A 13,953-nucleotide genomic window follows, 5' to 3' on the forward strand; every position below is an offset into this window, starting at 1 on the left:
AGGAATGTGATGACCTGGTATGCCATCCAGACCAAGCCAAGAAAAGAGCCTTCGGTGCAGGCCGCACTCGATCAGGCGGGGATCGAGGTCTATTGTCCCCGAATCCGGAAGCCGATCGGTCGCGCGGATCGCAAGTCGTGGCGGGAAGCCTCTCTCTTCCCGGGATATCTGTTCGCCCGGTTCGATTTCGGCATCGAGTATCCCCGCGTGCGGTGGACGCCCGGGCTGGTCCGGGTCGTCATGAGCGGCGGGACGCCCCTCGCGGTCAGTGAAACGATGCTCTCGTCGGTGCGTGAGATGGAGAAGGAGGGGATCCGCCTCCTGCTGCGGCCGGTCCGATGGAAGCCGGGAGTCCGGGTGCGGGTGGGCCAGGGTCCGTTCACGGGGTTCGAGGGACAGGTCGCCGCGACATTGAAGGGTGGCGACCGAGTCCGGATCTTGTTGGAACTCTTCCGGCGGCAAGTGGCTCTGGAGTGCGACACCAGTCAGCTCCGGCCGCTCGTCTCTGCGGGGAGCGGTTAGAGGCAAGTCGTTTTGTTTCAGTCATTTTGGTCAGGGAGCCGGAGGCTCTCAATGGCGGAGCTGTACACGATAGAGCACGGAAAGCAGGTTCCGATCTTCGTGCGGGAACCTGTGTTCGCAACCCCGGAGATGCTGCCCCAGCCCGGGGGAGCGGGTCCGCTCTGGAGGAGCCTGCTCTTCCCGAGACGGGGACAGCGAGCGCTGGAGGTCGGCGGGGACGGGTCCGAGCTCTTCGCTTTTCTGAGGGAGGCCGGGGTCCGGTTCGAGAGGACGGCGACTCCTCCCGGGCCGATCTGGGACCCGGGCCTGGATCTGGTTCTGGAGGATCGAACGAACGGCAGTGCACCGGTTCGACTCGAACGCATCCGATCGCTCCTGATTCCCGGAGGGCGGTGGGTCGTGGCGCTGGAAAGGCAGGGATGGATCGGGCTGGCCGGCCACCGCATCGTGCGGCAGGCACGGCGGGAAGGGTTCGAGAGAATCGAGACCTACTACGCCTACCCGTCGCTGCGCGCGCCGCGCATCCTCGTGCCGCTCGACTGCCCGGATCCGTTCCGCTACTTCCTGCGGCTGGCCGTTGGTGTTCGCGCGCCCCGGCAGCGTCTGCTCGCCCTGGGCGCCCGGTGTCTCTGCGCCCTGAGGCTGCACCGGATGTTTCTGCCGAACCTGATCGTGGTGGCGCGGAGAGCAGGATGATCAGCGCTCTTTCGGAAACCTACAGGGATGTGGCCGCGAAGGCGATGGGCGTTCCCGCGCGCGAGGTCTCGGTTCTCATGATCCACCGTCCTCATGAAGACAAGGACTACGCAGACCAGTCGGTCTACCTCTTTTTTCTTCCGCATGATCGGTTCCCGTCGGCGGTGGGCAAAGTGGGGTTCGATCCGGCGGGAGCCCATTACCTGGAGAGGGAGCATCGGGGACTCCTGTATCTGACCGAGCGCGGGAAGGGCATCCCGGAGACGTCGGTCCCGCGGCTACTGCACTACGGGGAAGTGGCCGGACGGCAGGCTCTTTTGCAGAGCGCTCTCCGGGGGGAGAAGGTCTCCACCTGGCTGACCCCGGGAATGCGACTCAACGGACGTCTCGGCCGGTTCCTGGCATGGGCCGCGAGCTGGAGCGCTGCGCTCGGCCGCGCGACCAGGACCGATGGAGGGGGGCTGGTCACCGGCTGGACCGACGAGTTCAGCGTGAAGCTGGACCGGACCGGCCGCTCGCGTGCGCTCTTGGACGGAGCGGCTCGACAGGTGTGGGAGGGCTTCGGCGGGACGTTTCCAGGCGTCCTGGCCCAGGGGGACTTCTGCGGTGAAAACATCCTGGGGAACGGCGAGCGCTACGGTGTGATCGACTGGGAACTCTGTGATGAGCAATCGATCCCCGTCTACGACATCGTGGATCTCTGCCTGTGGGTCGCGTTCCGGACCGAGGGACACCTGGAGCCGGATCCATTCGCCGCCCTGGAACGACTCCTGCACGGGCGAGATCCGCTGGCCCGCGAGCTGCGTTGCACCCTGGGTCGCTACGCGACGGCCATGGGGTTCCAGCAGGGACTGCTCCCACCCCTGGTCAGCCTGGCCTGGGCCGGCTATTGCCTGAAGAAATTTCAGCACCTGAAGCGGGACGAGACCGGCCACTTCGCGCGGGCCCGGATGGCTGTGCGCAAGATTCTCGACACTCCCCCCGAAGTCCTTTCGGGAAGCAGGGAGGCCGAGTGACCCTCTCGCGCGTGGTTCGAAACATCGGCTCCGGCTATGCCGGCGCGGCGGTCAACGGCGTCGTGCTGCTTCTGCTGACGCCTCTGGTCGTGCGGCACCTCGGCTCGAGCCAGTACGGGATCTGGGTGCTGGCTGCCGCCATGGGGAGCTACCTGGGATTCCTCAACGCGGGCAGCGGGGCAGCCGGGGTTCGCGCCGTGGCCCGGCTGGCGGGAACCGGGAGGATGGGTGAGGCCAGTCGGGAGGTCGGTTCGATATTCCGGATTTATCTGGCGGTCGGAGTCTTCGCCGCCGGGGCCCTGACTCTCCTGAGCTTCACGACGCTGGACTACTTCCATGTCCCGGCGGCGGACCAGCCGCAGGCCCGGGCCCTGCTGATCCTGATCGCGATCAATTTCCTGATCTCGTTCCCCTTCGGGGTCACGCGGAGCGTTCTGGCCGGACTCCACCGGTTCCATCTGCTCGGGGGGGTCGAAGTGGTCTGGGCCTCATTCCGATTGGTCGCAACCGTCGTTCTACTTGGCGCCGGTCATGGCCTTCTGGCGTTGGGAGGAATCCAGCTGGCCGCGTCGATTGGAGGACACCTGACCCGCTGGCTGCTGATCCGGCGGGTGGCGCCCCAGATCCACCTGACCGGAGGGCCGGAATGGTCCGGCCTGTCCGCCGACGTCTCGATCTTCTCGGCCCTCTCCTTTGGTTACGAGAGCCTGCGCACCCTGTTCGACAACGCCGACCTCCTTCTGCTGGGGATTCTCGCCGGTCCCGCGGCCGTCGGTGTGTTCGGCGTCGGAGTGAGCCTCGCGTCATTCGTTTCGAAAGGGCTGCAGCCGATCTCCGGAGTCCTCTTCCCGATGGCCTCCGAGATGGAGGCCCTGGGGCGGCGCTCCGAGGCGGGCCGGCTGCTCGAGATCGGGACCCGGGTCAACCTGGCGCTGGCCCTTCCGCTGGTCACCATCCTCCTGGTGGATGGTCCCACCCTGCTGCGCCTCTGGGTCGGCCCTGGCTTCGAGCCGAGCTATCCGGTCCTGGCGGCGTTCGCGCTGGCCAACCTGATGATGGCAGCCTCCCTCGCTTCGTCCACCCTGCTGTTCGGGGTGGGCCGAATCGGCGTCCTGCTTGGAGCCGAGGCAGCCAGGTACGTCCTCAACCTGACGCTGGTGCTCATCCTCTATCGCTGGATCGGTTTCACCGGAATGGCGCTGGGGACGCTGGTATCCATCGTAGCCGTCGACGCTGGAATCGTGATCGTCCGCGCCTGCCGGTGGGCCGGTCTCGATACGACTGGATTCCTGACCCGCTCGCTTGGAGCGCCCTTCCTCGCCGCCCTGCCAATCATGCTCCTTCTGGCCGCCTGGAAGAGCGCCTCGCCGGATCCCTCGATCCAGACCGTGGCGCTGCGAGCCGTCGGCTGCCTGGCCGGCTTCGCGCTGATCTATGCCCTGGCCGGGGCGTTCCGGGAGGAGCGGCGGCTGGTGGGCAAGGTGTGGGTGGAGGCGTTCCGATGAGCGGCCCGTCCGGCGTCAGGATCATGGTCTACCACTGGATCGATCGCGACCCGGGGCAGAGGCTGCGTGAGTGGGGCCTGACTCCGGAGGCGTTCGAGGCGCAGATGGTGGCGCTGGCCGAGGGCGGATATCGGGTCCTGCCGCTGAACGACGTGCTCCAGATCGTGAGGGGCCTGCGCCCCGCCCCCCCCAAAAGTGTCGCACTCACCTTCGACGACGGATACCTGAGCCTCATGGATCATGCCTTGCCGGTCCTGAAGCGATTCGGTTTCCCGGCCACTTTTTTCCTGGTGAGCGATCGGGTCGGAGCGACCAATACCTGGGACGCCCGGCACGGCGATCGGCCCCGCTCCCTGATGGGATGGAGTGAGGCGGCGGAGCTGGCGGCCCAGGGGATGGAAATCGGATCGCACAGTCGGACCCATCCCCTCCTGACCGACCTCACGGAAGCCGAAATGGAAAGCGAGGTACGCGGGTCGAAGGAGTCGATCGAAGACCGGTTGGGCCAGCCGGTGCGCCTGTTCTCCTACCCCCACGGCCTCCACGATGCCAGATGTCAACGCCTGGTCGCCGCGGCGGGCTATGCCGGAGCCTGCTCCACCCTGCCCGGCGGCAACGGCCCGGGGACGAATCCCTACCGGCTGCACCGGAGCGAGATCTCCTATTACGACACGCCGTGGTCGTTCTCCTTCAAGGTCCGAACCGGGTTCGGTGTGAGGAGTTGGGCCAGGTCGACGGCAGGCGAGCTGCTTCGCCGGCTCGTCCCGACCCCGCGGGGGGTGGCCTCGTGAGCCGGCCGTCGATCTCGATCATCGTGCCGACCTACAACCGTCGGCGGATTCTGACCCGGACCTTGCCCGCGCTCCTCGGTCAGAAAGAGCCCGGAGCCGACTATGAGGTCATCGTGGTGGTGGACGGCTCCAGCGACGGGACCCAGGACATGTTGAACCAGGGGAGGTGGGGATCGCGGCTCCGCGTCGTCCAACAGCCCAACCGGGGACAGGCCTCGGCTCGCAACCGAGGGGCCGCCGAGGCGCTGGGCGAGATTCTGCTGTTCCTGGACGACGACATGATCGCGGCGCCGGATCTGGTCGCCATCCATTGCGAGGAGCACGGCTCCTCTCGGGAGCGTGTGATCTTGGGGCAGATGGGGCTCGCCGCGGGCGTGCGCCGCTCTTTCCTGAAGCAAGGGGTCGAGGATTGGGGGAAGGAGTTCGCCGAGCGAGTCTCGGCACCGGGTTACCGGTTCCGATTTGACGACTGGCATTCGGGACACGCCTCCATCTCGCGCTCCCTGTTCGTCAGCCTGGGGGGCTTCGACGAGTCGTTCGTGGCCTATGGGAACGAGGACTATGACCTGGGCTTCAGGCTGATCCACCTGGGCGCCGACATACGCTTCTCGCCACGGGCGGTGGCGCTGCAGATCTATGACAAGAGCTTCTCCGCGTGGCTGCGCGATGTCGAAGGCGTCGGCCGGGCCGACGTCCTCCTCGCCGGGAAGCATCCGACAATTGCCCCGACGCTTCGCCTGTCCCGTCGTGAAACGCATCCCGTCAAGCGTCTGGCCCGATGGTCAGGACTGTCTTCCTTCGACGCCATGGCCGCCGCCTGGATGGCGCTGGGGTGGACGTTGATCGCGGCGGAACGGTGTGCGCTCCGGGGGCTTCTTCTGAGCCATGCGCAGTCGCTGATGGGAGAACGGACGTATTGGCGCGGCGTCCGGGACGCTGGACGACGGACCGTTCCGACCGGCGCGGAGGCCTTGAAGCGGCCGTGGAGGGCGGCGTGACGACCCCGAGGATCTCCGTCCTGATCGCCACCGCGGATCGCCCGGCGCTCCTGGCCGGTCTGCTGGACAGCCTGTCCGCCTCCCGATTCGGCGAGGCCGAGGTCCTGGTTCTGGATCAGAGCCGGACGGACGCGACGCCGCCGGAGGTCAACCGGGGCGGGTTGCCCATCCGGTTCATCCGCTGCCCGCGGCGAGGGAAGAGCGCGGCGCTCAACCTGGGGGTGCGCGAGGCCCGGGCACCCTGGCTCGCCTTCACCGACGATGACTGCCTGGTGGCCGAGGACTGGCTGGAGGTCATCGACCGGGAGGCCCGCGGGTCTGGCTCGCGGTGCGCCCTCACGGGTCGGGTCGTTCCAGGTTCTCCGGAAGGGGAGGCGGTGACCGCTCCATCGCTGAGGGAGCAGGATCTTGAAACGACGTACACCGCCCCGTCCTTCCGGGACGTTCTGTTCGGCAACAACATGGCCATCCCGGCCGAGCTCTTGCGTAAGACCGGGTGCTTCGACGAAGGGCTCGGCCCGGGGACTCCGGCGCCCGCCGCCGAAGACAACGATCTGGGGTACCGCCTGCTCCAGGCCGGTGTCCCGATCCGATACCTGCCGGCGATGGTGGTGACGCACCGGTCGTGGAGGAGAGGGCCGGACCAGGTGAAGGTCTTCGGGGGCTATGGAGTAGGGCAGGGGACTTTCTATGGAAAGCACCTCCGCCGCGGTGACCTTCACATGGCGGCGCGCATGGCGCGGAACCTCTGGGATGCCGGCCGGGACCTGGGAGGAGCGATTCTCCTGGGGCGCCGGCAGGACGTGCAGGCCAGCGGAGCATTCGCTCGCGGACTCGTCCGCGGGTTCCTGCGGGCCGCCTGGTCCGGAAACGGGGGGCCGGCCGGCCCCGCCGCCGTGACGGAGGAGCCATGAGCGCCCTGGCCGATTCGATCGCGCCGGATCGGGAAGAAGCCCGGGAAGCGGCCAGGGTGGCCCGCCGGATCGCGAATCCCCGGATGTGGCAGTACGACTATCTGATGCTGAACGAGATCGCGGCGGGCCTGAGCCGCCAGGCGGCGGCCCTCAACGGCAAGACCGGGATCGACATCCTCGACGTGGGATGCAAGTACAAGCCTTACCGCGCTCTGTTCGCGGGGCGAGCCTCGCGCCATGTCGGCGTCGATCTCGAACGATATCGGGGCGTGGAGGTCCAGTCCCACGCGGCGCATCTCCCCTTCGGGGATGACAGCTTCGATCTGGTTCTCTGCACGCAGGCTTTCTACCTGATGGAGGACTTCCGCGGGGTGCTCGCCGAGTTCGTCCGGGTGACCCGCCGCGGCGGCCGGATCCTCCTGACCACGATCGGCATCTGGCCCTATCCGCCGGCGGTCAGGCTCCATCGCTGGAGCCGGCGCGAGCTGGAGGAGGTCCTGAGCGAGTTCGGCGAGGCCCGGGTGGAAGAAAACGGCGGGTATCTCAGGCTGGTTCCGCAGCTGGCAAACGCCGTCCTCGCCATGGGCGTGGAGGGATACCTAGTCCGCCGGTATGGTCGAGCCGGTCGCGTCGCGTCCGCCCCCCTGAAGGGCATTTACCTGGGACTGAATCTGCTCGCACTGTCCGGCGAGCGGCTGGTGCGATCGGCGGCCCGGGCGGGCTTCGGCATGGCCCGGACGCTTCAGGACCTGGACGGACACCTGGCCATCAACTACCTGGCCGCGGTGACGCCGCGCAAATGAGGATCGAACATGTCGTATGACCTGGCCTCCCGGCTGAAAGATCTTCTGTTGAAGACCGGACCGATGTTCATGGCGGATCGATGGGCGGCCCCCCGGATGCTCACCTTCATGATGACCTACCGGTGCAATCTGCGCTGCACCATGTGCTGGCAGTGGGGGCAGCAGGGGCTGTTCCACGACCTCACCAAGGAGCACGAGATTCAGCAGCTCGATCTCGCCACCCTGCGATCGGTCATCGACGACGTGGCCGGGAGCCAGACCGGGGTCTTCCTCTGGGGAGGGGAGCCGTTCCTGCACCGGGACCTGATGCCGTTCGTGGAGTACGTGAAGTCGAAGAACCTCTATTGCAGCATCAACACCAACGGCACCTACCTCCCACGGGAGGCGAAGCGCCTGGTCGAGCTCGGGGTCGACGCGATCATGGTCTCGGTGGACGGTCCCCGGGAGATCCACGACCGCATCCGGGGGATGGACGGCTCGTTCCAGCGCATCGCCGACGGGATCAAGGCCGTGCGGGAGGCACGCAACGGCCACGCCGGCAAGCCGGAGATCATCGTGAACACGACGATCTCTCCCGGAAATCAGGAGGTGCTCCTCGACACGTACGACACGGTGGAGGCGATGGGGGCGGATCGGATGATCCTCTCCCAGCTGTGGTTCACGACCGAGCAGATCGGGCGGGCCAACGAAATCTACTTCAGGGAAAAATTCAGCGCCCACGCCGGGTCGTGGCGCGGCTTTGTCATGGACGTCTCGGTCCTCGACTCCGGGAAGATCGCCTCTCAGATGCGGGAGATGTCTCTGCGCAAGAGCGCGATGACGCTCGGATTCCTGCCCGACCTGCATCCGGGACAGGTCGACGACTACTATGCCCGCCCGGAGGAGGCCTTCGGCAAGACGCGCTGCTTCGTCCCCTGGCTGGAGGCGGAAATCCTCCCGAACGGCGACGTGACCCCCTGCTCCGACCGCCCCGACCTGATCGTCGGGAACGTCCGCAAGGACCGGTTCCTGGAGATCTGGAACAACGATTCGTACCAGACGTTCCGTCGCGCCATGCGGGAGGATGGGTTGTTCCCCTACTGCTCCCGCTGTTGCGGACTGTGGTCTCACTGAGGCGAGCATGACGACCCTCCCGGACGTTTCGGTTCTCATCTGCACGCGCGATCGAAGCGCCCTGCTCGAGGGCTGCCTCGACTCGGTTCTGGGTTGCTCGCCGCCCCCCGCCGAGGTGATCGTGGTGGATCAGAGCCGTGACGAGGCGACCCGGCTGGCCGTCGGTCGCCGGCAGGGAGGGAAGGCGCCGATCCGGTACCTGCGGGGAATCGGCACCGGACTCTCCCGGGCAAGGAACCAGGGGATCGCGGAGTGCACGTCGCCGGTCATCGCCTTTACCGACGACGATTGCCGGGTGGACCCGGCCTGGCTCTTCGAGCTGACCGAGCCGCTTCGGGCCGGCCGGGCGGATGCCGCGGTGGGACGGACGCTGCCGGAAAGCAACGCGGACGGCGCGGGGGAAACCTCTTCGTTCTACGCCCCTGCGGGGAGCCCGGTCTTCTCGAGACGGACCCACCCCTGGCGCGTGGGGGGGGGTGGGAACTTCGCCACCGGGCGCGAACTCCTTCGGCGGGGGGGGCCCTACGACGAGAGATTCGGCCCCGGGGCTCCCCTGGAGAGCGCCGAGGACATGGACCTGATTCACCGGATCCTGCGGGCCGGAGATCGGCTCGTGTACGCCCCGAAGGCGGTCGTCTGGCACAGGTCCTGGCGATCGGCGCAGCAGAATCGCCGCCTCTCCAGGGCCTACGGCATCGGGGCCGGTGCCTATTTCGCCAAGCACTTCATGGCGGGGGACTGGATCAGCGGATGGCGATTCGTGGCCCGGCTGGCCATTCGGATCGTCCACCTCATCCGGTCCGCGTGCGCCCTGGATCGACGCGGAGTGGCCGAGCAGGCGATCTACGTGGCGGCGCTCTTCGAGGGGGTCGGACGGCTTCTCCGGAACAACGGCTCGAGCCCTTCCGGAGTGGCGGATCTCAAGCGGGGGGCGGCGTGAGAGACAGAGCCATGGATTCGCCGCTCCTGTCGACCTCGATGGACGCCCTGGGGCGTTCCATCGGATCGATCCGGCGATGGTCCCCTGGGCGGGAGGTTTCGATCCTGCTGCTGGGGCTGGCGGCGTTCGCCTTGGCCCTCAGCCCCGGACTGATCGAAACGGGGACTCCCCCGGGATGGGATCAATCGGTCCATCTGCGCGACAGTCTGATCTACGAACAGATGGTGCGCCATCCATCGGCGCTGGGAGGCGGCGTGTTCGCGGACATCCTGCACGGCTCGGAGGAGTATCCACTGCTGACTCCATCCGGCTATTACCCACCCCTCGTGCCGGGTGTCACCGCCCTCCTGTACTTCGTGGCGGGGCGTTCCTACGCCACCGCGATGGCGACGCAGATCCTGTTCCTGGCCCTGCTGATTCTCGGCACGTGGCTCCTGGGGAATCGACTGATGGGAACTCCCGTCGGCCTCGGGGCGGCCCTGATGCTTCTGGCCGCACCCGGAGTGCGGCTCAACGCCGGGGAATACATGCTCGATCTTCCCCTGGCCGCCGCGGTGGTGGTCGCGGCCTGGATGCTGCTTGCGACCGACGGCTTCCTCCGGTTGGACAGAAGCCTGGCCTTCGGGCTCCTGTCCGGAGCCGGGATGCTGATCAAATGGACTTTCTTCCTGTTCCTGGCGCTGCCGGTGATCTGGGTCCTCGCCACGGGGGGCGCCGCCTCGCGCCGGGAGCCGCATCAGCGGAGCCGTCGCTGGGCGCATTTCGCCCTGGCGGTCCTGGCCGGCGGCGTGGTCGCGGCCCCGTTCTACCTCCCAATCCTGCCGATCCTCGTGATGAAAGCCGTCGTACACGCGGGGGCGGCGGCGGACGGTGTCTCCTCACCGTTCACGCTCGAGTCCGCGCTCTTCCACATCGAGGCGCTGCCCCGGAAGCTGTTCGGGTGGCCATTGACCGTCACCGCGGCGGCCGGGATCGTCGCCTTCCTGTGGCGTGGTTCTAAAGCGGACCGGGGGAGGTGGCTGCTTCCCTGCTGGGCCCTGGTCCTGTATGCGGTGTTCACCTTCGCCGTGGCCAACAAGCAGTCGCGATATCTGCTCCCCTGGCTGCCGATCCTGCTTCTGATGGCGGCGGGCGGTCTGGTGACTCTCTGGCGCCGGGTCGCATCCGGCCGGGGCTGGGTCCGGTTGGCGGCAGGAGCGCTGGCCCTGGTCCCCGTCACCGGGCTGGCCGGGGGATGGGGGACCGGGTTCACGGGGGACTGGAACATCCGACCGCTGGTCGAACGACTGGAGAAGGACCTCGCCGGCCGGTCCCCGCTCCCGAACAGGACCTACAGGCTGGGAGTGATCCCCGATATGCGCGAGGTGAACGGACCCACGATCGCCTATTACGCGGCCCGACGGGATCTCCCGGTGGCCGTCGTGCAGCTGGTGAACCGGATGAAGCGGCACGTCACGGTGGAGGTGGGACTGGATCCTTTCGACCGGGGGGACTTCTACCAGACCTTCGATCAGTACGACTTCATGGTCACCAAGAGCGGTGTGAACGCGGTTCCACCCTGGGAGGCTGTGGTTCCACGGATGCAGGCCTATTTCGAAGCGCGGATCGCCTCCTTCGAATTGCTGGCGTCCTTCCGGGAGCCCGATGGATCCACGCTGGCCCTCTACGGGAAGAGGGGTCGATGAGCCTGGTCATCCGCCTGCTGGATCACGCGCGCGTCCCCGATCCCGCAACCGCCCCGGTTGTGAGGCTCGGTCCGGCGCTCGCCGGAACGATGGCCGCCGGCGCCGCGGCCTGCGGACTCGTCGCCTGGAACCTGAAGGCGTTCCTTGGCCGGTACGACACCCTCGCCTACCTGCTCCAGGAGATCCACTCCGGGGAGCTGACGCTCGTCCGGTTCCTGCTCCTGATCACCGCGCTGGGATTGACGGCGCTGGGCACGGTGGCCCTCCTCGATTGGCGCAGCTCCCTGGCCCTGTCGGGTGGCGGCCTCCTTCTGGCTGGAGTGATGGCCGGCCCCCTGGCCCGGACCTGCCTGGCGCCGGAGGCAGGGCTCGAGGAAAGCCTGCTCTACCGCTTGCGGGGATTCTCGGCCATCGGGGTGCTCGGGGGCTCCTTCCTGCTGTTCCTCTCCCTGATTCCGCTGCTCCTGGACCGCCCCGCTTCCGGGCCGGAGAGGAGCGTGGCGGATCGAGTGCAGAGAGGAGTGAGGTTCCTGCAACAGGGGCCGGCCTTCCGCTGGCGGATCCCCCTCGCCATTCTGGTCTTCCTCCTGGCGATCGGGGTGGGGATTCTGGTGTTGCAGGACTTCCCGAATTCCTCCGACGAAAACTCCTACTTGACCCAGGCCAGGATCCTCGCCACGGGAAGGCTCTGGGTGGACGCGCCGTCCCGGCCCGATTTCTTCCGGGCCAGGAGCTTCATCATGGACGAGGGGAGCGGGCGCTTCTTCGCCAAGGCCTTCCCCGGGTGGGCCGCGATCCTGTCGTTGGGGGTGAGGGCAGGGATTCCCTGGGCGGTGAATCCGCTCCTGTCGGCTCTGACTCTGGTCCTTGCCGGCTGGGCGGGAGGGCGTCTCCTGAACCGTCACGGCGAGCTGGCGGTGGTCGCGATCATCCTGGCAACGCCCTTCTTCCTGCTCAATGCCGCCTCGTATTACAACCATCCCGCCACGCTGCTCCTGATCACCCTGTTCCTGATCGGAGTGATCCGGCTCTCCGAAGGGGCCGGCGTCTCGTGGGCGTTCCTGGCCGGGCTCGCGATCGGCGCGGCCCTCTGGATCCGTCCGGCGTCGGCCGTGACGCTGGCGCTCCCCTTCTTGATCTGGCTCGGGTCGAGATGGGTGCGGGCAGGCCGATGGCGCCTGCTGGCCGCAACGGCGGCCCCCATCCTCGCAGCCCTGGCCGGATTGGCCGGCTACAACCGATGGATGTTCGGGTCGATCTGGCAGAGCGGCTACGGCGCCTACGACCCGGGAGACATCCGGCCCGGGATGGGATCGGATCACCTGGCGATCACCGGCTGGTGGATCCTGAAGCTCTGCTTCTGGCTGGTCCCAGGCACTCTCGCCGGGCTGTGGTTCCTGATTTCCGGCCGGCGCTGGCGGGAATGGTTCCGGCGGGAGCCGATCCTTGTGCTGATGCTGGTCGCGCTCGCCTCCTTGATGGCTTCGTACCTGGTGTTCCAGAACAAGGGGGGGAACGAGTATGGCCCCCGGTACTACTACGACGGCATGACCTACCTGGCCATTCTCCTGGCGGCCGGCTGGATGCGGGCACCGGAGGCGCTGGCGGGAGTGGTCCCCGCCGCGCGAGTGAGGCGCGGGGCGGCGCTGGTCCTGGGTTTCGGAGCCTGCCTGACGGTGGCCGGCACGATCCCGTTCCTGATGTTCCATTACCGGGACAAGGTGATCCACAACCGCGATCTCTTCACCTCGATCGAGAGGTCGGGACGGTCATCCGCCCTGGTCTTTCTCGCCACCGGCAGCGGCCGGATGCCACCGGGGGATCTCGTTCGGAATCCCCTCGACTTTCGGAGCGGTGTCGTCTTCGCGCGCGACCTTGGTCTCGAGGCCGATCGGAGGCTGGCGGCCCTCTATCCGGATCGTGAGGCGCTGGTCTACACGTACGACTCGCGGACCCGCCGCTCGACGCTGCGACCCCTCGACGAGGAGGTCCGGCCATGAACAAGCCGCTGACGATCCTGGTCTGCACCCACAACCGGGCCGATCTCCTGCGCGGCGCGCTGGAGAGTCTCGAGGGCCAGAGCCTGCCACGGGACGGCTTCGAGGTCCTGGTGGTGGACAACGCCTCGACCGACGCGACAGCCGCGGTGGTGGCCCAGTGCGCGGCCCGGGGGATCATCGACATTCGCTGCGTTCGTGAAATGGAGCTCGGGCTGGACGCCGCCCGGAACCGGGGCATCCGGGAGGCGGCGGGGGAGATCGTGGCCTTCCTCGACGACGACGCCCGGGCCCGAAACGACTGGGCGGCTGCGATCCTGGAGGGCTTCAAGCGCCACGACGCACCGATCGTGGGCGGCCGGGTCGATTTGACCTGGGAGGCCCCCCGGCCGGTCTGGTTCAGCGACGTCCTGCTGCGCTACCTGATCCACTGCGATTACGGTCCCGACGTGGTCCCCGTGACGTCGCCGCCGTGGCTCTATGGCACGAACGTTGCGTTCCGCAAGAGCCTGTTCCAGGAGATCGGGCTGTTCCGCCTGGATCTGGATCGCAAGGGGGACTCGCTCATGGGAGGGGGGGACACCGAGCTCTTCAAGCGGGCCCATGCCCGCGGCCACCGGCTCCTCTACCTGCCGAGCCTGGTGGTGCGGCACCTGGTGCCCGCCTCCCGCCTGACGCGCCCCTTTTTCCGGGAGCGGCTCTTCTACTCGGGCTATACCCGCGCCGCTCTCGGCTCGGAACGGACGACAGGCATCGCCCTCCGCTGCCTGCTGTTCATCGTAGCGAGTCCTCTCTGCGCCCTGAGCGCCGCGGCGCTGGCCGCGGTCGGCCTGCCGAGAGCAGGATTCGCGCAGGAGCGCCGCATGCTGCTGGGAATCGGCTATCTCTACTACTGGATGATGAGGGCGGCAGGAAGGGTCTCGCGACCCCGGACGGAAGCATGGATTTGACGACGTCAATCGGACACGCTCTA

General features: G+C 67.5%; 13 protein-coding genes. All 13 read left to right on the forward strand.

Annotation, left to right across the window (positions count from 1 at the left end; genetic code table 11):
- Positions 1–9 precede the first annotated feature (9 nt).
- Genes VGV60_13265 through VGV60_13325 form a run of 13 tightly spaced genes read left to right on the forward strand, consistent with a single transcriptional unit; the run spans position 10 to position 13,930 of the window.
- On the forward strand, positions 10–522 hold the full coding sequence (locus VGV60_13265; protein HEV8702236.1) for a transcription termination/antitermination NusG family protein: 513 nt from the start codon (positions 10–12) through the stop codon (positions 520–522).
- Positions 523–573: 51 nt separating this feature from the next.
- The gene (locus tag VGV60_13270) at positions 574–1,218 is read left to right on the forward strand and encodes a hypothetical protein (GenBank protein HEV8702237.1); all 645 of its coding nucleotides are present in this window, start codon (positions 574–576) and stop codon (positions 1,216–1,218) included.
- On the forward strand, positions 1,215–2,234 hold the full coding sequence (locus VGV60_13275; GenBank protein ID HEV8702238.1) for a hypothetical protein: 1,020 nt from the start codon (positions 1,215–1,217) through the stop codon (positions 2,232–2,234). Before VGV60_13270 ends, VGV60_13275 begins: the two co-directional genes overlap by 4 nt.
- Complete coding sequence (locus VGV60_13280) at positions 2,231–3,739, forward strand: oligosaccharide flippase family protein (protein HEV8702239.1); 1,509 nt, start codon at positions 2,231–2,233, stop codon at positions 3,737–3,739. Before VGV60_13275 ends, VGV60_13280 begins: the two co-directional genes overlap by 4 nt.
- Entirely contained in the window at positions 3,736–4,530 is a 795-nt protein-coding gene (locus tag VGV60_13285; protein HEV8702240.1) for a polysaccharide deacetylase family protein, read from the forward strand. Before VGV60_13280 ends, VGV60_13285 begins: the two co-directional genes overlap by 4 nt.
- Entirely contained in the window at positions 4,527–5,528 is a 1,002-nt protein-coding gene (locus VGV60_13290) for a glycosyltransferase (protein ID HEV8702241.1), read from the forward strand. The genes VGV60_13285 and VGV60_13290 overlap by 4 nt, the downstream gene beginning before the upstream one ends.
- Positions 5,525–6,442: a glycosyltransferase gene (locus VGV60_13295; GenBank protein HEV8702242.1), complete on the forward strand. Its 918-nt coding sequence runs from the start codon at positions 5,525–5,527 to the stop codon at positions 6,440–6,442. The genes VGV60_13290 and VGV60_13295 overlap by 4 nt, the downstream gene beginning before the upstream one ends.
- Complete coding sequence (locus tag VGV60_13300) at positions 6,439–7,245, forward strand: class I SAM-dependent methyltransferase (GenBank protein HEV8702243.1); 807 nt, start codon at positions 6,439–6,441, stop codon at positions 7,243–7,245. Before VGV60_13295 ends, VGV60_13300 begins: the two co-directional genes overlap by 4 nt.
- Before the next feature lie 9 nt (positions 7,246–7,254).
- The gene (locus tag VGV60_13305; protein ID HEV8702244.1) at positions 7,255–8,358 is read left to right on the forward strand and encodes a radical SAM protein; all 1,104 of its coding nucleotides are present in this window, start codon (positions 7,255–7,257) and stop codon (positions 8,356–8,358) included.
- A gap of 7 nt (positions 8,359–8,365) precedes the next feature.
- Positions 8,366–9,298 carry a glycosyltransferase family A protein gene (locus VGV60_13310; protein ID HEV8702245.1) on the forward strand — a complete coding sequence of 311 codons (933 nt, stop codon included), beginning with the start codon at positions 8,366–8,368 and terminating at the stop codon, positions 9,296–9,298.
- An 11-nt stretch (positions 9,299–9,309) separates the two neighbouring features.
- Positions 9,310–10,983: a glycosyltransferase family 39 protein gene (locus VGV60_13315; protein ID HEV8702246.1), complete on the forward strand. Its 1,674-nt coding sequence runs from the start codon at positions 9,310–9,312 to the stop codon at positions 10,981–10,983.
- Positions 10,980–12,983, forward strand: coding sequence for a hypothetical protein (locus VGV60_13320; GenBank protein HEV8702247.1), 2,004 nt, complete (start codon positions 10,980–10,982; stop codon positions 12,981–12,983). The genes VGV60_13315 and VGV60_13320 overlap by 4 nt, the downstream gene beginning before the upstream one ends.
- Positions 12,980–13,930, forward strand: coding sequence for a glycosyltransferase family A protein (locus VGV60_13325; GenBank protein ID HEV8702248.1), 951 nt, complete (start codon positions 12,980–12,982; stop codon positions 13,928–13,930). The genes VGV60_13320 and VGV60_13325 overlap by 4 nt, the downstream gene beginning before the upstream one ends.
- Positions 13,931–13,953: the final 23 nt, after the last annotated feature.

The sequence above is a fragment of the Candidatus Polarisedimenticolia bacterium genome (assembly GCA_036001465.1).
Lineage (GTDB): Bacteria > Acidobacteriota > Polarisedimenticolia > Gp22-AA2 > Gp22-AA2 > Gp22-AA3.